11 protein-coding genes are annotated in these 21,634 nt (G+C 68.7%); 6 read left to right on the forward strand and 5 right to left on the reverse strand.

What is annotated here, in order from left to right; all coding sequences use genetic code 11:
* Nucleotides 1–9: 9 nt before the first annotated feature.
* From AB0N05_RS25485 to AB0N05_RS25495, 3 genes are read right to left on the reverse strand one after another with little or no spacing between them, the layout of a single operon-like run.
* Nucleotides 10–8,310 (reverse strand): type I polyketide synthase, encoded by an 8,301-nt coding sequence (locus AB0N05_RS25485; protein WP_364698349.1) that lies wholly within the window; start codon nucleotides 8,308–8,310, stop codon nucleotides 10–12.
* 25 nt (nucleotides 8,311–8,335) lie between these two features.
* Nucleotides 8,336–9,730, reverse strand: a complete 1,395-nt coding sequence (locus AB0N05_RS25490) for an FAD-dependent oxidoreductase (RefSeq protein WP_364698350.1) — start codon at nucleotides 9,728–9,730, stop codon at nucleotides 8,336–8,338.
* Between the two features lie 7 nt (nucleotides 9,731–9,737).
* Nucleotides 9,738–10,181 carry an SRPBCC family protein gene (locus tag AB0N05_RS25495; protein WP_364698351.1) on the reverse strand — a complete coding sequence of 148 codons (444 nt, stop codon included), beginning with the start codon at nucleotides 10,179–10,181 and terminating at the stop codon, nucleotides 9,738–9,740.
* Nucleotides 10,182–10,433: 252 nt separating this feature from the next.
* On the opposite strand from AB0N05_RS25495, the gene AB0N05_RS25500 reads away from it, so the two are divergent.
* From AB0N05_RS25500 to AB0N05_RS25520, 5 genes are read left to right on the forward strand one after another with little or no spacing between them, the layout of a single operon-like run.
* Nucleotides 10,434–11,198 carry an alpha/beta fold hydrolase gene (locus tag AB0N05_RS25500; protein WP_364698352.1) on the forward strand — a complete coding sequence of 255 codons (765 nt, stop codon included), beginning with the start codon at nucleotides 10,434–10,436 and terminating at the stop codon, nucleotides 11,196–11,198.
* 5 nt (nucleotides 11,199–11,203) lie between these two features.
* Complete coding sequence (locus tag AB0N05_RS25505; RefSeq protein WP_364698353.1) at nucleotides 11,204–11,668, forward strand: SRPBCC family protein; 465 nt, start codon at nucleotides 11,204–11,206, stop codon at nucleotides 11,666–11,668.
* Nucleotides 11,655–12,872 (forward strand): cytochrome P450, encoded by a 1,218-nt coding sequence (locus tag AB0N05_RS25510; RefSeq protein WP_364698354.1) that lies wholly within the window; start codon nucleotides 11,655–11,657, stop codon nucleotides 12,870–12,872. The genes AB0N05_RS25505 and AB0N05_RS25510 overlap by 14 nt, the downstream gene beginning before the upstream one ends.
* Nucleotides 12,873–12,913: 41 nt before the next feature.
* A complete protein-coding gene (locus tag AB0N05_RS25515) occupies nucleotides 12,914–14,290 on the forward strand; it encodes an FAD-dependent monooxygenase (RefSeq protein WP_364698355.1) in 1,377 nt (458 codons plus the stop codon).
* Nucleotides 14,277–17,435: an amino acid adenylation domain-containing protein gene (locus tag AB0N05_RS25520; protein WP_364698356.1), complete on the forward strand. Its 3,159-nt coding sequence runs from the start codon at nucleotides 14,277–14,279 to the stop codon at nucleotides 17,433–17,435. The genes AB0N05_RS25515 and AB0N05_RS25520 overlap by 14 nt, the downstream gene beginning before the upstream one ends.
* 64 nt (nucleotides 17,436–17,499) lie before the next feature.
* Here the strand turns inward: AB0N05_RS25520 and AB0N05_RS25525 are convergent, their stop codons facing one another.
* Both AB0N05_RS25525 and AB0N05_RS25530 read right to left on the reverse strand, forming a co-directional pair.
* The gene (locus AB0N05_RS25525) at nucleotides 17,500–18,774 is read right to left on the reverse strand and encodes a hypothetical protein (RefSeq protein ID WP_364698357.1); all 1,275 of its coding nucleotides are present in this window, start codon (nucleotides 18,772–18,774) and stop codon (nucleotides 17,500–17,502) included.
* A 164-nt stretch (nucleotides 18,775–18,938) separates the two neighbouring features.
* Nucleotides 18,939–20,537, reverse strand: coding sequence for an MFS transporter (locus AB0N05_RS25530; protein ID WP_364698358.1), 1,599 nt, complete (start codon nucleotides 20,535–20,537; stop codon nucleotides 18,939–18,941).
* A 233-nt stretch (nucleotides 20,538–20,770) separates the two neighbouring features.
* On the opposite strand from AB0N05_RS25530, the gene AB0N05_RS25535 reads away from it, so the two are divergent.
* Nucleotides 20,771–21,622, forward strand: coding sequence for a mycofactocin-coupled SDR family oxidoreductase (locus AB0N05_RS25535; protein WP_364698359.1), 852 nt, complete (start codon nucleotides 20,771–20,773; stop codon nucleotides 21,620–21,622).
* The last annotated feature ends 12 nt before the right edge of the window (nucleotides 21,623–21,634 follow it).

Consider the following 21,634-nt stretch of genomic DNA (forward strand, 5'->3'; position numbering starts at 1 on the left):
GATCTCGCTCTAAACCCCGAGCTCGTTGTCGAGCGCCTGGAACAGTTCGTCATCTGTGGCCGAGCTGAAGTCGCGCGGGCCGTCGGGCCCGCTGTCGTGGCCGTCGCGCCAGCGGCGCAGCATTGCTTCCAGCCGAGCCGTCACCCGGTCGGATTCGCCGTCGGCCGCCGCATGCTCGGCCAGGGAGGTCTCGAGCGCCTGGAGCGTCCGCAGCAGCGGCAGATACGCGGTGCCGGAATCGAATTCGGCGTCCACATAGGCGGCGATGGCGGCGCAGGTCGGATAGTCGAAGACCAGGGTCGCGGGCAGCGACAATCCGGTGACCGCGTCCAGGCGTTTGCGGAGTTCGATCGCGCCCAGCGAGTCCATGCCGAGTTCGGCCAGCGCCCGATCGTCCTGCACCGCATGCGGATCCGCGTGCCCGAGTGCCGCGGCGGTGTGCAACCGGACCAGTTCCAGCACCTCGCGGGACCGGTCTGCGGCGGACAGCTCGGCCAGCTCGGCGCGCAGTCCGGCACCGGAGTCGGCCTCGATCGCCGGTCGATCGGTCCACATGCCGCCCAGTGGGCGGCCGGTCGAGTCGATCCAGTAATGCGTGCGCTGGAAGGCATAGGTGGGCAGGTCGATTCGGCGAGCTCCGGTATAGAGCACCGGCCAATCGACCTCGCCACCGACGGCGTACAACCGTCCGAGGGCGGCGATCGCGGTGGTGGATTCGGCGCGGTCTCGCCGGAGCACGGGAATGAAGGCGGCGGTGTCGGCGTCGACCGATTGGGCGGCCATGGCGCCGAGCACGGCATCCGGGCCGATCTCGACGAAGCGAGTCACCCCGGCCGCGCTCAACGTTGTCGCCGCGGCACCGAAGCGGACGGTCGCGCGGACCTGGTCGACCCAATACCTCGGGGACAGGATCCGCTCGTCGGCCAACTCCCCGGTCACGGTCGACACCATCGGAATCGACGGTGCCGCGAACGAAATCTGGTTCGCGATCTCGGCGAACTCGGTCAGCATCGGCTCCATCAGCGGCGAGTGGAAGGCATGTGACACCCGCAGCCGGTTCGTCTTATGACCCTGTGCCGCAAATGATTCAGATAATGCGAGGACCGCATCCTCCACGCCGGAGACGACCACCGAACCCGGCGCGTTCACCGCCGCGATCGATACCGATTCGGTGAGCAGCGGTGCGATCTCGTCCTCGGTGGCCGCGATCGCCACCATGGCACCACCGCTCGGCAGCGCCTGCATCAAACGTCCACGCGCGGCGACCAACCGGGCCGCATCCGGCAGCGTCAGCACACCCGCCACATGCGCGGCGGCCAGCTCACCGATGGAATGCCCGGCCACGAAATCCGGTCGCACACCCCACGATTCGAACAGTCGGACCAGGGCGACCTCGATCGCGAACAAGGCGGGCTGCGCGTAGCCGGTCCGGTTCAGCAGATCCGCGTCCGCGCCCCACACGACCGTCGACAACGGCTGATCCAGATGCCGGTCCAGCTCCGCGACCACCGCGTCGAACGCCGCGGCGAAGGCCGGGAAGTCCGCGTGCAGCTCACGCCCCATTCCGAGGCGCTGACTGCCCTGACCGGTGAATACGAATCCGGTCCGGCCGTGACCGCGCGCGATTCCGGTCGCCACATTCGCTGCGGGACGTTCCTGCGCGACGGCGCGCACACCCTCGAGCAGCTCGTCCCGGCCGGTGCCGACGACCACCGCACGGTGCTCGAACACGGCCCGGGAGCTCACCAGGGAGTAGCCAACATCCACCGGATCCAGCGAATCCGCCTGTGCCAGTAGCCGTTCGGCCTGACCGGCCAGCCCGGCCGCCGAAACGCCGGACAGTACCCAGGCCGTCACCGCGGGCGGAGTCGGAACGGTCTCGGGCACATCGGCTTCCACCGGCGCTTCCTCGATGATCACATGCGAGTTGGTGCCGCTGATCCCGAACGAGGACACACCCGCGCGGCGGGGGTGACCGTCGACCGGCCACTCGCGCGCCTCGGTGAGCAGCCGCACCTCACCGGCCGACCAATCCACGTGCGGTGACGTGGTGTCCGCGTGCAGCGTGCGCGGCATGCTCTTATTGCGCAGGGCCATCACGGTTTTGATCACCCCGCCGACCCCGGCGGCGGCCTGCGCGTGACCGATATTGGATTTCAGCGAACCCAGCCACAGCGGCTGCCCCGCCGGGCGGTCCTGGCCGTAGGTGGCCAGCAGTGCCTGCGCCTCGATCGGATCGCCCAGCGCCGTTCCGGTGCCGTGCGCTTCCACGACATCGATATCGGCCGTGGTCAATCCGGCGTCGGCCAGGGCCTGCCGGATCACCCGCTCCTGCGCCGGACCGTTCGGCGCGGTCAGGCCATTGGACGCACCGTCCTGATTGACCGCCGACCCGCGCAGCACCGCGAGCACCGGATGGCCATTGCGCCGCGCGTCCGAAAGCCGCTCCAGCAGCAGCAGTCCGGCGCCCTCCCCGAGGGCGGTGCCGTCCGCATCCGCACCGAAGGCCCGGCACCGGCCGGACGGGGACAGCCCACGCTGTTGCGCGAAGTCGACCAGCGTCTCCGGGGTGGACATCACGGCCACGCCGCCCGCCAGGGCCAGCGTGCATTCACCGGCCCGCAGTGCCCGCGCGGCCAGATGCATGGCCACCAGTGAGGACGAGCAGGCGGTGTCCACCGTCAGCGCGGGGCCTTCGAAGCCGAACACATAGGAGATGCGCCCGGTCGCCACCGCGCCCGCGGCGCTGCTCGCCGCGTAGTCGTGGTACATCAGGCCCGCGAATACTCCGGTTCGGCTGCCGCGCAATGTCTTCGGGTCGATCCCGGCGCGTTCGAAGGTCTCCCAAGCGGTTTCCAGCAGCAGCCGCTGCTGCGGATCCATGCCGAGCGCCTCGTTCGGGCTGATGCCGAAGAACTGGGCGTCGAAGGCGGTGCCGTCGTGCAGGAATCCGCCGGAGGTGGTGTACACCTTGCCCGGCACACCGGGTTCCGGGTCGTAGAGCTCATCCAGGGCCCAGCCGCGGTTGTCCGGGAATTCCGAGATCGCGTCCACACCCTCGGCAACCAGGTGCCAGAGTTCCTCCGGCGAGGCCACCCCGCCCGGGTACCGGCACGCCATGGCCACGATCGCGATCGGCTCGTCGGCCGGCTCGGCGTGGACCGTCGTCGGCTCGGATACGTCGGCGGGAACCAGGATCTCGCCGATCCGCTGTGCCACCGCGCGGGCGGTCGGGTAGTCGAAGACGAGGGTGACCGGCAGCCGCAGCCCGGTCTGCGCATTGACCCGATTGCGCATCTCCAGCGCGGTCAGCGAGTCGAAACCGAGTTCCTTGAAGGCGCGATCCGGTTCGATGGCCGTGACCGAGTCATGGCCCAGCACCCCGGCCACCACGCCGCGCACCAGCTCGAGCAGCGCCGCCGCGCGCTCGTCGGCGGGCAGTCCGGCCAGCCGGTCGGTGCCGCCGCCGACACCGGTGACCGCACCGGACTCGGCCCGGCGCAATGGCGCGCGCACCAGATCGCCGAGCACCGTGGGCAGCGTGCCCGCACCGGCCTGTGCCCGCAGCCCGGCGGGGTCCAGGCGCAGCAGCGCGCTATAGCCCTCGCCGAGGCCCAGCGCGGCATCGAATAGCGCGAGTCCCTCCGCAATGGTCAACGGCGGCAGGCCATCTCGGCCCAGACGCCGAATCTGACTGTCCGCGAGGGCTTCTCCCATACCGGTGCCCGCCCACAAACCCCAGGCCAGCGAGGTCGCGGGGAGTCCGGCGGCGCGCCGGTGCTCGGCGAGCCCGTCCAAGAAGGCATTGGCCGACGCGTAGTTGGCCTGCCCGGCCGCACCGAGAGTCCCTGCGACAGAGGAGAACAGCACGAACATGTCCAGGTCGTGCGACCGTGTCAGCTCGTGCAGATGCCAGGCGGCATCGGCCTTGGGGCGCAGGACGGTGTCGAAATCGGCGTCGTTCAGCACGGCGAGGGTGCCGTCGGCCAGCACACCGGCGGTGTGCACGACGCCCGTCAGCGGATGCGCCTGCGGAATGTCGGCCAGTAGGGCGGCCAGCGCATTCCGATCGGACACATCGCAGGCGACCGCCGACACCGTCGCGCCGCACGCCGCCAACTCGGCGCACAGCTCCGCCGCGCCGGGCGCATCCGGCCCGCGCCGTCCGGCGAGCACCAGATGCCGAATCCCGTGCCGCACCACCAGGTGCCGCGCCAGCTGACCACCGAGCCCACCGGTGCCACCGGTGATCAGCACGGTGCCCGCCGGATTCATCGAAATATGGTCGGCCGCTGCAGAATCGGCCGGATCGCTCGCGGTCGACCGGGTGTCGACCAGCCGCGGCACCAGCACGGCGTCGCCGCGCACGGCCGATTCCGGCTCCCCGGTCGCCACCGCCGCCGCGATCCGCTCGTCGTCGATGTCCGCGTCCTCGACGTCGACCAGCACGAACACCCCGGGGTTCTCGGCCTGCGCGGCCCGCACCAATCCCCAGACCGGTGCCTGCACGACGTCGATCGAATTACCCTCGGCTGCCACCGCATTGCAGGTGACGATCGCGAAGGTGCCGGTGGCGGCCCGCTCGTCCGCGAGCCACTCCCGCATGGCGGTAAGCACCCGGCCGGACAGGTCCCGCACCGCGGCGGGCACGTCGGTGGTCGTGGCCGCCGGGCAGCGGTAGACGCTCGTGACTTCGGTGGTCCCGCCGGTCGGGGCGGGCCGCCAGCTCATCCGCAGCGGAGACAAGGCACGCTGGGTGCCGCCGAGCTGTTCGGCGGATACCGCCCGGCCGACCACACCGGCCGCGGTCAGCACCGCCTGCCCGGTGGCGTCGGCCACCTCGACCCGCATCGAGTCGCCGGACTGGGTCAATCGCACCCGCAAGGCGGTCGCCCCGACCGCGTGCAAGGTGATGTTGTTCCAGGCGAACGGCAGCACCGTCTCCCCAGAGTCGTCCCAGAAGAGCGCGGCGGCGTGCAGTGCCGCATCCAGTGCGGCGGGATGCAGCGTGAACCGGGCCGCATCGGCGTGCGCGGTGTCGGGCAGCACGACCTCGGCGTACAGATCGTCACCGGATCGCCAGGCCGCACGCAGTCCCTGGAATACCGGCCCATAGGCGTAGCCGCGATCGAACAGCCGGTCGTACCCGTCGTCCATCGGGAGCGCCGTCGCACCGGCGGGCGGCCACGCCGAAAGATCGGCCGAAACCGCCACCGCCGCAGGCATATCACGCAGCCGACCGGACGCGTGGCAGACCCACGGGTCCGTCTCGTCGGCGCGGGAATGGATGTCGACAGGGCGCTCCCCCGCCGCATCGGCGGCACCGACGAGAACCTGGAGCTGGACCGAGTCGATCTCACTCAAGACCAACGGGGCTCGCAGCGTGAGTTCATCGAGTTCGGGGCAACCGACCTGCTGTCCCGCGGCGAGTGCCAGCTCCACGAATCCGCTGCCGGGCAACAGTATCGAGTCCAAGGCGGCGTGGTCGGCAAGCCACGGATGGGTGTGCAGGGACACGGTGCCGGTGAACAGCTCGGCACCGGTGTCGGCGACCGTGACCGCGGTGTCGAGCAGCGGATGGTCCAGCCCGCCCCCGGTCGCGGCGACCTGCGGGAGCTGCCAATACCGTTGCCGGGTAAAGGCATAGGTGGGCAGATCGATCAGCGCGGGAACCGGCCGACCGGCGGTCCAGTCCACGACGGCGCCGCGCACATGCGCCAGCGCCAGTGAAGTCAGAAAGTCTTGTAGGGCACCGGCATTGCGGCGCAGGCTGCCGAGTACCGGCGCGTCCACCCCGGCATCTTCCAGGGTCGCTTCCACCCCGACTCGCAATACCGGGTGCGGACTGCACTCCACCCAGAGGTCGAAGCCATCACGCAATAGCGCCCGCGTCGCATCCTCGAACCGGACCGTCTTGCGCAGGTTGGTGTACCAGTACTGGGCCGTCATCTCGCGGGTGTCGAGCACGTCACCAGTCACCGCGGAATACAGCGCAATCTCACCCGAACGCGCCTGCACCGGTGCCAGTTGCGTGAGAACCTGCTCCTCGATCGCCTCCACATAATGCGAGTGCGAGGCATAGTCGACCGGAATCTTCTTGGGCGACAGCCCTTCCGCTATCAGCTCGGCGTGCAACTCGTCCAGAGCGGCGTCCTCGCCGCACACCACCACCGACCCGGGACCGTTCACCGCGGCCAAACACAGCCGTCCGTCCCAACGCTGGATCCGCGCCGTCGCCTCGCTCGCGGTCAATGGGACCGACATCATGCCGCCCTGCCCCGCGAGCTCTACGGCAATAAGCGCACTGCGCAACGCAACAACGCGCGCACCGTCTTGCAGCGACAGCACCCCGGCCACCACAGCGGCCGCAATCTCACCCTGCGAATGCCCGACCACTGCTTCGGGTTTCACGCCATTGGCCCGCCACATCGCAGCGAGCGACACCATCATCGCCCACAGCACGGGCTGCACCACATCGACGCGATCCATTGCGGGCGCGCCGCTTTCGCTACGCAGCACCGCCAGCAGATCCCAATCGATGAACTCCGACAACGCCTCCGCACACTCACCCATCCGCGCCGCGAACACGGGCGAAGCATCCATCAGCTCCACACCCATGCCCACCCACTGCGAACCCTGGCCAGGGAATACGAAAACGGGCCGCCGCACACCAGAGGCACGACCAGTCACCACCGACGCGTCCTCACGCCCCTCGGCCAACGCCGTCAGCCCAGCGGTCAGCGCTGTGCGATCCGCACCCAGCACCACCGCCCGCTGCTCGAACCGACTCCGCGTCACCGCCAGCGCATGACCCACCTCCCACGCACCCAGCTCCACATCACCCTCGAGCCGCTCCAGCAACCGAGATGCCTGCCCCCGCAACGCTTCCGCGCTCCGCGCCGACACCACCCACGGAACAACACCCGCCCCACCGGAACTCACCTCCGGAGCAACCGCCTGCTCCGCCTCGGCGACCTGCTCCACGATCACATGGGCATTGGTCCCGCTCACCCCGAAGGACGACACCGCGGCACGGCGCGGCCGATCGGTCTCCGGCCAGGGCATGGCCTCGGTGAGCAACCGCACCTCCCCTGCGGTCCAGTCCACATTCGGCGTGGGCGCGTCCACGTGCAAGGTCTTGGGCATCACCCCGTGCCGGACGGCCTCGACCAGCTTGATCACCCCGGCCACACCGGCGGCCGATTGGGTATGTCCCAGATTGGATTTCAGCGATCCCAGCCACAGCGGCCGGTCCCGCTCCTGCCCATAGGTGGCGATGATCGCCTGCGCCTCGATGGGATCCCCGAGCCGGGTCCCGGTGCCGTGGCCCTCCACCAGATCGATATCGGCGGTGGTCAGCCCGGCCTGCCGCAGCGTCTGCCGGATCAACCGCTGCTGCGCGGGACCATTGGGTGCGGTCAGGCCACTGCTGGCCCCGTCCTGGTTGGTCGCGGTGGCTCGCAGCACCGCCAGCACCGGGTGACCATTGCGGCGCGCGTCGGCGAGCCGCTCCAGCAGCACCACGCCGCAGCCCTCGCCCCAGCCGGTGCCGTCGGCGGCGGCCGCATAGGACCGGCACCGCCCGTCCGGCGAGAGCGCTCGCTGCTTGCTGAATTCCACGAAGGTGTCCGGGCTCGCCATCACGCACACCCCGCCCGCGACGGCGAGGGTGCTCTCTCCGGCCCGAAGCGATTGCGCCGCAAGGTGTATCGCGATCAGCGAGGACGAGCACGCGGTGTCCACCGTGACGCACGGACCCTCGAGACCGAAGACGTAGGACACGCGCCCGGAGGCCACCGATCCGGTGCCCTGCGCATCGGCGTAGTCGTGGTACATCATCCCGGTGAAGACGCCGGTGGCACTGCCCGCCAAGGTGGCCGGGACGATCCGGGCCCGCTCGAAGACCTCCCACGTGGTCTCCAGCAGCAGCCGCTGCTGTGGATCCATGGCGAGGGCTTCACGCGGCGAGATGCCGAAGAAGCCGGCATCGAAATCACCGGCGTCATAAAGGAAACTGCCGGTGCGGGTGTAGCTTTTGCCGGACGCGCCGGGTTCCGGGTCGTAGAGGCCGCCCGGCCAGCCGCGATCGGCCGGGAAGCCGGCGGCCGCATCCACTTCGTCGACCACCAGCTGCCACAGGTCCTCGGGCGCGCCGACCCCGTGCGGGTATCGGCAGGCCATGGAAACGATGGCGATCGGTTCGTCGTCGATCGCCGGGCGCTCGGCGAGTTTCTTGCGAGCTTCCTGTAAATCGGCTGTCGCCCGCCGGAGGTATTCGAGCAGCTTCTCCTCGTTACCCATGGGATTCATCTCCAAACAACAGCCGATTCATGGTCTATGCACCGATTTCCGTCACCGCGGGTTGATTCAGTAGTCCGGTCAGTCCGGGGTATTGCGCGATGGCCGCTTCCGTGGTGCGTGATGGCTGCTTCGCCCCGCGCAGCAGGGCGAACATCAGCCGCGGCGTCATCATCCGATTGGGGACGAGGGTGAGCGCGGCGACCTTGTAGGTGGCGCGCGCGGCGTCGGCGTTCTCGGTGATCAGCCGCCCCCAGCGGGCGGCCATCTTCAATTGGCCGGCACCGCCGCCCAGGGTCAGCGAGGTCTGCACGCCGGGGTACCAGCGGTCCTGTCCGATCACCATGCCCCACCAGGGCGCGCCCGCTTTGCCGATGCGCCGCTGGGCCCGCCGCGCGAAACCGGGGGTAAGCCCGCCGTCGTGCAATTCCTCGCGCAAGGCCTTGGCCCCGAACGCCGCGAGCGACATGCCGCTGGCATAGGTGGGGTTGAGATGCATCGTCGAATCGCCGACCACCACGAACCCTTCGGGCACGATCTCCTGAAAGTGCTTGCGCCGGTTGGCGGTATCGCGGTAGGGCCGCACGCCCCCGATCGGCTCCGCCGTGGCGAGCAGATCGGCGATGATCGAGGTCGGCAGGGCGCGGGCGAAGTCGAACCAGCCCTCGTCGTCGGTGGGCGGATGCGCGCCGCGAGTACCGAGCAGCGCGCACACCCAGCGGCCGTCCTCGATGGGCAGCAGGGCCGCGGCCCGGCCCGGCTGTCCGGTGCTGTTGTCGGCCTGGACCAGGACCGCCGGGAAGTCCGCCGGTGCGTTCGCGGCGAAAGTGCGTGCGGCGTAGGCACATCCGGCGTCGAGGTGGTCTTCCCGAACCTGCGGCAGGCCGAGTTCGGCGAGCCAGGCCGGTGCGTCCGAGCGCCGCCCGGCCGCATCGATGATCAGGTCGCCCTCCAGGATTTCGCTCACCCCGCCCCGGCGGGTGAGCCGCACGCCGGTGACCCGGGCGGTACCGCCGACCAGCCCGGTCACCTTCGCCGACTCCAGCACGGTGATGCGGTGGTAGCTGAGCACCTGGGCGCGCACCACGTGGTCGAGCAGCGGCCGGGAGCAGGTGATGACGTAGGGATCGCCGTCGCAGCGCAGGCTCCACCCCTGCGGGGTGTGGCTGACCACCTGCTCACCGAACGGAAGCTTGTGCGCGCCACGCTTCTGCAGCAGGTCGGTGGTGTGCGGCAGCAGTTCGTCGATGACGTCCGCGCCACCGCTGAACAGCATGTGATTGATCGCCCCCTGCGGCAGCCCGCGGCGGGTGGCGGGTTCGCCGGGGAATACGTCGCTTTCGACAATGGTGACCCGGTCGATGTGCCGGGCCACGGCGGCGGCGGCCAGCATGCCCGCCAGGCCACCGCCGATGATGATCGCGTGACTCATATCAGCCTCAGATGTCCGCGACGCTCGTCGCCGCGCGCCGCTGAGCTTCCTGCTCCAGCGCCCGGAACGTGTTGTGCATATCGCGCCGCTGGCCCTTGGCCCAGAACAGGTTGAACACCTTCCCGAACCATCCGGTGACCTCGACGTCGCGGGTGATGCGCACCTGCCCGTCGCCGAGCTCGGTGTAGGTGTTGGTGATCTTCATCAGTCCGCCGGGCACCGGTGATTCGGTGGAGTAGCTGGACCGCGCGGCGGTGGCCACCACCGTGAACGGCCCGCCCGGACCGCCTTTGGGCTTGCTCCAGCCCGTGCTACCGGGCGCGAACGGCCCTTCGAAGCGAATCTCCTCGAGGTGCGGGTCCCAACTGGCCCACGCCGCCGGATCGGACGCGGTGCGCCAGATCCATTCGATATCTCCGGTGATGGTTCCCGATTCCGCAAAAGTCACCATGGTCGTTGTTCCTCATAAGCTCGCGAACACACACCGCCGGTCGCGGTCGTGACTGTTGAACTCATTGAATCCGGCTCCGATGCCGACCACCATAAGGCCGGACCCCTATCTCGGATACCGCGCCGATAGGGGTCTCCCTCCGATTCTTCAAGGGTCATCCAACGGCCATTATCTGCGGCGAAGAATTCACCATGCGAGACAAAATGGTCGGATACGAATGTCGTTTGTTCCCACCAGAGAAAGTCGAGCACTATGACTTCGACCGTGATCGACCCGACGCTATGGCTACGCCGCTTCCACCCCGCACCGCAGGCCCCGGTGCGCCTGATCTGCTTCCCGCACGCCGGTGGCTCGGCCAGCTACTTCTTTCCGGTTTCCCGCGCCCTCACCCCGGGCATCGAGGTACAGGCGGTGCAATACCCGGGCCGCCAGGATCGGCGCACCGAAACCCCGATCGGCGACGTCGAGCAACTGGCCGACCACATCGCGACGGCACTGCGCCCGGCGCTGGATCGCCCGGTGGCACTGTTCGGCCACAGTCTCGGTGCCATGGTCGAATTCGAGGTGGCTCGCCGGCTGGAGAACGACGGCCACGAACTGCTGGGCGTCTTCGCCTCGGGCCGGCGCGCACCCGATCGCTACCGCGACGAGTCCGTGCACACCCTGCCCGACTCCGCATTGATCGCCAATATGAAAGAGCTGTCCGGCACCGACCCCCGCCTGCTCGGCGACGCGGAATTCCTGCAGAGCGTGCTGCCCGCCCTGCGGGCCGACTACCACGCCGCCGAAACCTACCGATGCCGCGACCGAGCCCCGCTGCGCTGCCCGATCGTGACACTCACCGGCGATCAGGACCCGATGGTCAGCGCCGCGGAAGCACAGGGCTGGGCCGCCCACACCGCCGGCGAATTCCAGCTGCACACCTTCCCCGGCGGCCATTTCTATCTCGACCAGCACGTCCCCGCGGTGCTGGGGCTCATTGCCGAACAACTGACCCGCTGGCGGGATCGCAAGTGAGAAAAGTGACCTTCGCGGAGTCCCGGATCATTTCCGGCGACATCACGTGGATTTGGAAAACCGCTTCCGATCCACGCACGTGGCCGGACTGGGATCCACACGTCGTAAAGGTCCGCTTCGACGGGCCATTCGCACCGGGCCGTCAAGGCTGGACGAAACCGCACGGCGGCCCGGGAGGTCCGTTCACGCTGGTCGAAGTCGACCCGCCGCACGGTTATCGGACCGAGGATCCCATGCCCGGCGGAATAATGACCGTCGCCACCAGTTATGACGATCTCGGCGACGGCCGCATCCGGGTAACCCGCCGCGTCGAGGTAACCGGCTGGTTCGCACCGATATTCAATTTCTTCTGGTCCAAAGGAATGCGCCGCGATATGCAGCGCACATTCACGGCACTGGAATGCGAAGCCCAGCACCGCGCAGCCCAGCGCCTCCCAGAGAAAAGTGGCAGCCATTGTGACACACCATGATCCGGAATTCCCCGCATTTCCCATGCTGCGCGGGAGCTGTCCCTTCAGCCCGCCGGACGACTACCGGGAAATGCGCGAGCACAACCCGGTCGCCGAGGTCCGGCTGCGCTGGTCCGGCAAGAAAGTCTGGGTGCTGACCAAGCACGAGCATGTCAAGCGAGTGCTCGGAGACGCCACCATGAGCTCCTCGTGGAAGAAGCCGAACTATCCGATGCAGGTTCCGGTGCCCGACGAGGTCATTCAGACCATGGACCTGCCGATCGGCGCGCTCGACGCGCCGGAGCACGGACTGCGGCGGCGCTTGCTGGTGCCCGAATTGACGGCCAAACAGGTCGAAGCCCTGTGCCCGCGGATCCAGCGGATCGTCGACCGGCGGCTCGACGCCATGCTCGACGCCGGTGGCCCGGTCGACCTGATGGGGTCGCTGGCCCGGACCGTCCCCGCACTGGTGTTCTGCGAGCTGACCGGTGTGCCGATGGCCGACAGCGAATTCCTGCGCGACTTCGCGGAATTGAACGTCAAGACCGACGCGGACCCGAATCGGATCATGGCCGCGACCGCCGAGATGGACCGCTACCTCGATGAGCTGATCACCGCGAAGGAGGCCGATCCGCGCGACGACATGCTCAGCCGCATCATCGCCCGGAACAATGCCGACGGCCGGCTCGACCGCGCCGAAATCATCAGCCTCGCCAAATTCCTGCTGTTCGGCGGCTTCGACACCACCTCGAACATGATCGCGCTCGGGGTGCTGCTGCTGCTCGAACATCCGGCACAGCTCGCCGAACTCCGCGCCGATCCGGCACTGCTGCCCGGCGCGATCGAGGAGATGATCCGCTACCTCGCCATCGCCGACTCGAATCCGGCCCGCGTGGTGCCCGCCGACCTCGACCTCGGCGGCGTGCGAATTCCCCGGGGGGACGGCGTCATCGCGCTCACCGCCGCGGCCTGCCGGGATCCCGAAGCCTTCGAGCATCCGGATGTGTTCGACATCCACCGGGATGCGCGCGGCCACACCGCATTCGGTCACGGCCCGCACCTGTGCCCCGGCGCGAACCTGGCGCGCGCCGAACTCGAGATCGTATTCGACACATTGTTCCGCCGGATCCCGGATCTCCGGCTCGCGGTGCCACGCTCGGCCATCGAGTTCAAGAGCGGCACGCTCGTGCACGGCGTGGCCGGTGACCTGCCGGTCACCTGGTAACCGATTCCGGCACTGCACATCTGAATATTTGAGAGGCGACCATGACGAAAGCGGTAATACTCGGCGGCGGACTCGCCGGTCTGCTCGCGGCCGCGGCGGTGGCCCCCTACGCGACCGAAGTCACGCTCGTCGAGAGCGACGAGATGAACGCACAACCCTTGCCGCGCAAGGGAATCCCCCAGGGCAGGCACAGCCATACGCTCATGTGCGGCGGAGCGCGGGCCATCGAGCATCTGCTGCCCGGCACCACGAACCGGCTCACCGAACTCGGCGCGCGGCGGCTGGACCTCCCGGCCGATGTACTGACCTGCTCCGCGGAGGGCTGGTACCGGCGCCACCCCGGCTCCGCCTATGTGCTGGCCTGCAGCCGACCGGTCATCGACCACGCGGTGTACCGGAGTCTTGTTGCCGCACACGATATTCGGATCCGGACGGGCACCAAGGCGGCCGGGCTGATCGGGGATGGCGCGCGAGTCACCGGGGTGCGCACCGACAGCGGCACGCTGAGCGCCGATCTGGTGATCGACGCGACCGGTCGCGGCTCGCGGGCCCCGCAATGGCTGGCCGAACTCGGTGTGCCGCCGGTGCACGAGGCCGTGGTCGATCCCGGGCTCGTCTACGTCACCCGGCGCTACGACGCGCCCTCGGTGCGACTGCCCGCCGTCATGATCCAGCCCCGCCCGGGCACCGGAGAGCCGGGCATGGGTGCGGCGATCTTCCCCATCGAGGGCGGACAATGGATCGTCACCATGATCGGCACCCGAGGCGGCGTGCCACCCACGGACCCGGACGGATACACCGAATTCGCCAGGAGGCTACGGCATTCCGTCGTCTCGGACCTGCTCGACCGGGCGCGTCCGGCCGGGCCGATCCTGTCCTATCGCGGCACCCTGAACCGCCGCAGGCACTTCGAACGCGTGCGCCTGCCCGAGGGATTCCTCGCCATCGGGGACGCCGTGACCGCACTGAACCCGAACTACGGGGCCGGAATGTCGGTGGCCGCCCGGCAGGCCGTCGTGCTGCGAAACCACCTGGCACGCAGGGGAATAACCGATGGACTCGGCAGACTGGCGCAGGCCGGTGCGGCCAAGGAGGCCAATAGCGCCTGGAACGCCGCACTCGGCACCGACCTGTGGTTCCCCGAGGTACGCAGCACCGTCGGCGACGGCAAGGCCGGACAGTTCCGGTTCGCGAACCGCTTCGCCCGCACCGCCGCGGTGAGCCCGGTGCTCGCGCGGGCGCTGTTCGATGTGCACACCTTCAGCGCGCCGGAATACCGGCTGCTGCGCCCCGAGGTCCTGCTGGCCGTCTTGCGCGGCCCGCGCCGAGCCCCGCTCTCGGCGGCCGAGGCCCTCGCACAATTCCCGGAACTGTCCGGTCTGCTCGAGTCGAAAGAGACGATCCATGCCAACGATTGATCACGCACCGGAGCTCGGCCTCACCGGCCGGTTCGCCCGGCAGGTCGCGGCCACACCCGAGGCGGTCGCGCTGCGCGGCGACTTCGGCACGCTCACCTATGCCGAACTCGACGCGCACGCCAACCGGCTGGCGCGGCACCTGCTCGAACGCCGCGGATCGCTGGACGGCCGCGTGGTCGCGCTGGCCATGCCCCGGTCCGAGCGCCTGGTGATCGCGATCCTCGCGACCCTGAAGGCCGGAGCCTGCTACCTCCCGCTCGACCCACGCACGCCGATCGCCCGCAATCGCGAAATCATCGGCAGTGCGGCGGCATTCGCGGTACTGGCCGACGACCCCGAACTGCGCGCGGCCCTGGTCGACGGCACCGAGATCCCAGGACTGGATCCGAGCGACGCGGGGGCCGGGACACCGGCCACCGCCCCGACCATCCTCGCCATGGCCGATGCGGCGGCGTACGTCATGTACACCTCCGGCTCCACCGGCACGCCGAAAGGCGTGGTGGTGAGTCACCGCAATGTGCTCGCGCTGGCCCGAGACCACCTCTGGGACAATGGAAATCACGAGCGCGTGCTGTTCCACTCCGCGCACGCGTTCGACGCGTCCACCTACGAACTGTGGGTGCCGCTGCTGCGCGGCGGCACCGTCGTCATCGCCCCGCCCGGACCGCCGGACGCGGCCACACTGCGCGGCCTGATCGCCGAATACGGGATCACCGCACTGTGGTTGACCGCCGGGCTCTTCCGCATGATCGCGCACGACCAGCCCGAAACCTTCACGGGCACACGGGAAGTGTGGACCGGCGGCGACGTCGTCCCCGCCGACGCCGTGCGCCGGGTGCTCGCCGCCTGCCCCGGCCTGGTGGTGGTCGACGGATACGGGCCGACCGAAACCACGACCTTCGCCACCTGCCATCGAATGGACGACGCCGCAACGGTTCCCGATCCGATCCCGATCGGTCGGCCCTTGGACGGCACCCGGATCCACCTGCTCGACGACACCGGCACCCAGGTGCCCGCCGGTACGCCCGGTGAGCTGTATGTCGCGGGAACTGGAGTGGCGCTGGGCTATCTGGGCCGACCGGACCTGTCCGCCGAACGGTTCACCGAGGATCCGTTCGAGCCCGGGGAACGCATGTACCGCACCGGCGATATCGCCCGCTGGTCGGCGGACGGACACCTCGAATTCCTCGGTCGCGCGGACGATCAGGTGAAACTGCGCGGATTCCGCATCGAACCGGCCGAAATCGAGGCGGTACTCGCGACGCATCCGGCGGTGGCGCACGCCGTCGTGCGGCCACGCACCGACCGGACCGGCGACAAACGGCTGATCGCCTACGTGGTCCCCACGACGCCCGAGACCGCCGCGGACCACCTCGCCGACCTCGCCCGCACCCTCCGGGAATTCACCGCCCTCCGGCTACCCGACTACATGGTTCCCGCCGCGGTGGTGCCGCTCGGGCGACTACCGTTGTCGGACAACGGAAAAGTCGACCATCGGGCGCTACCCGATCCGAGCGTGCGCGCCATGCTCACCACCCCCTACGAGCCGCCACGCACCACCGAGGAAGACCTCGTATGCGGGGTCTTCGCCGAAGTCCTCGATACCGACCTGCTCGGCATCGACGACGATTTCTTCCTGCTCGGCGGGCATTCCCTCACCGCGACCAAGGCGATCTCCCGGATCGAGGCGGCCTTCGGCAGGGTGGCGACCTTCCGAGACCTGTTCGAACTCCGCACCGCGCGCCTGCTCGCCGCCCGCATCACCCAGGCCCTGCGCACCGGGACGGTGACCACGGTCGACCCGATCGTGCCCGTTCCCCGCGTCGGCGTGCTGCCGCTCTCCCTGGGGCAGCAGGCGGTCTGGGAGCTCGAACAGCACGACCCGGGCAATCCCGCGGTGAACGCGCAACTGGCGGTGCGAGTTCGCGGCCGCTTCGAGATCGACACCTGGCGGGCCGCCGTGCGCGCCGTGGTCGCACGACACGAATCGCTGCGCACCGTCTACCGGCACGACGGCGCGGTCGTCGTCCCCGAGATCCTGCCGGCCTGGCAGGGTGAGGTCACCGTCTCCGAGGTGGACGGCCTGGACACCGCGCGGCAGCTGGCGACCGAGGACGCCGAGGCCCCCTTCGACCTCGGCACGGGACCGCTGTTGCGCGCCACCGTTCTACGCCATTCCGCCGCCGACCACATCGTCCTGGTGACCACCCATCGCATGGCCACCGACGTGTGGTCACTCGGCGTACTCGGCGACGAATTGTCCACCGCCTACGCGGCATTCGCCGCGGGCCGGACACCGACCTGGCCGCCGCTGCCGGTGCAATACGCCGATTTCGCGGTGTGGCAATCCGATCGTCTGAATCTGCAAGCACAGCAGCAGTATTGGCAGGTACGCCTGCACGGCTACTACGGGGACCTGGAACTTCCCTACGACCGCGCGCCGCAAGGCCCGCCGTCGAGCGACTGCGGCTCACTGCGCTGGCAGGTGACCGGTGACCTGGTGCGGGACGTGCGCGCACTCGCACGCACCGAGCAGGCGACCGTCTACCAGACCTTGCTGACCGCATTCGTCTCGGTGCTCTCGAAATACTCCCAGCGCAAGGACATCGCGGTCGGTGCGCCCATCGCGGGCCGCACCAGAACCGAAATAGAGGACGCGATAGGGCCTTTCGCCAATTTCCAGCTGCTGCGCACCGACGCCTCCGGTGACCCGACCTTCCGCGAATTGCTTCGCCGCGTCAAGGAAACCACGCTCGGCGCACAGGACCACCAGGACCTGCCGTTCGGGGCCCTCATCCCGTTCCTGTTCCAGCAGCTGCCACCCGGACAGGAGTTCGCGCCCCTGCGCATGGCCATCCAGCTGATCAACACCCCGCTCCGCGCCAGCGAAGCGGGTCATGCCGATATCAAGATGTTCCAGGGTGGCGTCATCGACATCGTGGGAGCGGAGATCGAGATCTTCCACGGCACACGCCGTTTCACCCACTGGGACCTCGAGGTGCACATGGTCGAGGACGGCCCGGAAATCCGCGGCCACCTCGGCTACCGCACCGCCCAGTTCGACGCCGACACCGTGCACCGGTTCGCCGACGAAGTCACCGAGACCCTTCGGGCCGCCGTCGCCACGGCCGTCCTCGCTCGATAACCAGACACGCCGCGGGGCGTTTCGCCGGGACACCCCTACCGGCGAAACGCCCCGCGGTGTGTGGTCAGGCGAGATCGATACCGTTGCTGCGCAACTGTTCACCGGCCGCCGCGACTGCCTTGGCCATGCTCTCGGCGAAGGACTGACGCAGTTCCTCCACAAGTGCCCGGCTGTGCGTGGTGGTGTCGTACTTGAAGGCAACGGTCAGCCGGCCACCGATGGTGAAGCAGCTCAGCTTCGGCGGCATCCCCGGAACCGGGCTGTCGATCGTGTCCCCCACGATCCGCAGTCCCTCCGGCACCGAATGCGCGGGCACGCGACCGATATTGGAGAACAGCACCGTCGGCGTCTGCGACCGCAGTATGGCGAGGGTCTCCTCGTCGTGCACCCGCAGGGTGGCGAGCAGGAGCCGAGCCGGGAACCGGTCCTCGACCGCGGCCGCGAGACTCTGCTGGATTACCCGTCCCACCTCGGCCACCGCGGTGTCGGTGCCGACCAGCGCGGGCGTGCCCGCACCGGCGGAGCCGCTGAACATGATCCGCTCCGACAGTCCCGGGACCATGGACCGCAGGTCGATGGCGTGACCGCAGAGCAGCGGCAACTCGCCCTCGGCGGGCGCGATGAGGGGTCGGGCGGCGACCAGGCTGGCCCCGGCCAGCAGGCCGGTGACGCTCACGTTCTCGGTGCGAGCCACCCGCGCGATCGCCGCGGTATCGTCGGCATCCCAGGCAAGGGAGCCCACCGCATACCGGCCCAGCGGATCCCCTTCGGCGCCATCGGACGGCAGCGGATACGGGATCATCTCGGCGGGCGTCGCCGCGACATAGGTCCCGATCTCGTCGATCAGTTCCTGCGTCTCGTCGTCGTCGATGAGGCGCCGCAACCGGGTATCGATCGGGTCGGGCAACTCCCGATCGTCGTCCGCGATCGGCATCGGACGTCCCTCGACCCGAGCGGTATAGCGCTGCCACAACTCACCGAGAACGGCGAAAAGTGCCCGACCGTCGGACATTCCGTGGTGACTGACCAGAACCACCCGGCTCGACTCGCCGTCGCGCAGCACATGCGCCTGGATCAGACCGCCGTCCCAATCCACCGGCGTATTCAGTAGTTTCAGGTATGCGGCGGTCCCCCCGGCGGCGACCCGCAGCGCGGGCCGCCACGCGTCGTCGCGATGGAACCACTGCGTGCCATCGTCCTCGGTGACCACGCGGCTGCGCAGCAACGCGTGTCCCGCCACCAACTCGCGCAAGGCGAGTTCCAGTGCGGTGAGGTCGAGTTCACCCACCACGGTGGATCCGGTGAACAACGCCATATTGCCGAGATGGAGCCCGGCCATTTGGGCGTCACTGGTGAAATGGCCGATCTCATAAGGTGAAAGTAATCTGCGCGCGAACATCTCGCCCCCTGTTGTGATGATGGATCGGCGGCATGCACCTCGGCCCCTCCGGCAACGAGCCGGAGGGGCCGAGATCCTGTCGCCTATGGACACCGCGATAGCCCTCAGGACCTCGCGGACTTCTCTACGACCGGAGTCGGAATCTCGATGGGCTCGGCGAGCACCGGGCCCTCATGGCCTTCCTTGGTGTAGTTGACCTGGCCGAGGCGGAACACCAGCAGCGCGGCCGAGGCCACGGCCACCACCACGCCGAGGATGGCGGTGAGCCCCACCGAGTGCGCGAACGCATCCTGGGCGACCGACTGCAGCGCGTCCGCGGCGTCCTTGGGCAGCGTGGCCGCCACCCCGTCCGCGGTGCCGATGTTCTCCCGGGCGGCCCGCAGCGCACCCGCGGGCACATTGTCCAGCGTGGCCTTGTCCAGATCGTGGCGGTAGATGGTGGCGCCGATGGTGCCGAAGATGGCCAGTCCGAGCGCCCCGCCGAACTCCTGGAAGGTCTTGGACAGTGCGGACACCGACGCGGTCTGATCCTGCGGCGCGATGGCGATCACCATGTCCGACAGCAGCGCGTACAGCAGCGCGGTGCCGACGCCGACCCCGACCATGCCGAACACGATCAGCCAGGTGTCGCTCTCCACCGTGACGGTGGTCAGCGCCGCGAAACCGATTGCGGCGAAGACGAATCCGGAGGCCATCAGGTAGCCGGGCTTGACCTTGCCGACCATGCCCATCGCCGCGGGCACAATGCTCGAGGCGACCAGCGGCGGGGCCATACCCCACAGGCCCGCGATGAGCGGCGAGTAGTGCAGCACCTCCATCAGGAAGCTGGTGGTGAACAGACCGAATCCGATCACCAGGAAGAACCCGGTGGCCGAGACCGTCATGGCGGGCATGAAACCGCGCACGCCGAACAGTCGCAGATCGATCATCGGATGAGTGAGGCGGCGCTGCCGCAGCACGAACAGCGCACCGAGCAGCAGACCGCCCAGGCCGACCGCCAGCGGCGTCACATTCCAGCCGTTGAGCGCCAATTCCTTGACGCCCCAGATGACTCCGAGCACCGCGGCCAGCGACAGGACGGCGCTGATCGGGTCGAAGAAGCGGGTCCGGGTGCGGTTGGCCTGGTCGGCCGGCAGCAGGAACGCCATCACGACCAGCCCGACCACGACGATCGGGGTGTTGATCATGAAGATCGAGCCCCACCAGAAGAAGTGCAGCAGCGCACCCGACAGCACCGGACCGAAGCCCGCGCCGGCGGATACGGCCAGCGAGAACACGGTCAGGGCGGTACGACGCTGCTTATCGTCGCGGAACAGTTCCGCGATGATGCCCATCGACGCGGGCATCAGGGCGGCGCCACCGAAGCCCTGGATCGCCCGGGAGGCGATCAGCATCTCCGGATTCGTCGCCAGGGCCGCGCTGAGCGAGGCGCCGGCGAAGATCGCGCAGCCGATCATGAGGATTTTCTTGTGGCCGATGCTGTCGGCGATGCTGCCGGCCGAGAGCAGTACCCCGGCCAGGATGAAGCCGTAGATGTCGACCATCCAAAGCTGTTGTGCGCTAGTTGGTTTCAGATCTGCGTCGATGGAGGGAATGGCGAAGTACAGCACCGTGATGTCCATCGCCACCAGCAGCGCTGGGATCACGAGGGTCACGAGCGCCAACCATTGCTTGCGGCTGCCGGTAGGGCTTGTCATCGTCATGTGGAAAACCATACATCCGTGTGAGACGTTTGTATAGAACTTCTGTCCTATACGCTTGTTTGATAATTTTATCGGCTCTACCAGCGGTTATGGCAATAACCCCGATGCCACAACGGATCGAAGTAGGGGTTGGTCAGGGGTCCGTAGGCGCTGTGCCCACCCGCGCAACCGGGATACAAAAGTCCAGGTAGAAGGGTTTACCCCCGCAATACGCACCACTGAGGAGGGCTCACATGGGCCGCGTAGAAGGCAAAGTTGTGGCGATCACCGGAGCAGGACGCGGTCAGGGCCGCAGCCACGCCGTCCGGCTCGCCGAAGAGGGCGCCGACATCATCGCCCTGGACGCCTGCACCGATATCGACCTCGCCGAATACCCGATGGCCACGCCCGAGGACCTGGCCGAGACCGCCCAACTGGTCGAGAAGACCGGCCGCAAGGTGTTCACCAAGCAGGTCGACGTGCGCGACCGGCCTGGCCTGCAGGCCGCCTTCGCCGAAGGCGTCGCCGAGCTGGGCCGACTCGACGTCGTCATCCCCAACGCCGGAATCAGCGTGCTCGGCGCCGACCGCCCCGTCACCGCCTTCGCCGACACCGTCGACATCAACCTGGGCGGCGTCTTCAACACCGTGCACGCCGCCCTGCCGCACCTGGGCGCGGGCGCCTCGATCATCCTGATCGGCTCGATGGTCGGCATGATCCCCGACCGCGGCGAACCCGGCCCGATGGGCCCCGGCGGCCTGGGCTACAGCATGGCCAAATCCACCCTGATCGAATACGGCAACACCCTGGCCGTGCTACTGGCCCCGCACAACCAGCGCGTCAATATCGTGGTGCCGACCAGCGTCGACACCGACATGATCCAGAACGACGCCATCTACCGGCTGTTCCGTCCCGACCTGGACGAGCCGGGCCGCGAGGACGCCGTATCGGCCTTTACCGGGTTGCAGGGCATCCCGATCCCGTGGGTGGAGCCGGTCGACGTCTCGCACGCCATCACCTTCCTGGCCTCCGACGAATCGCGCTACGTCACCGGCGTGCAGCTCAAGATCGACGGCGGGGCGCTGCTGAAGCGCGGCGTGTGGTGACCATCCAATAAC

The organism is Nocardia sp. NPDC051030 (genome assembly GCF_040683015.1).
In the GTDB taxonomy this organism is placed as follows: Bacteria; Actinomycetota; Actinomycetes; order Mycobacteriales; family Mycobacteriaceae; genus Nocardia.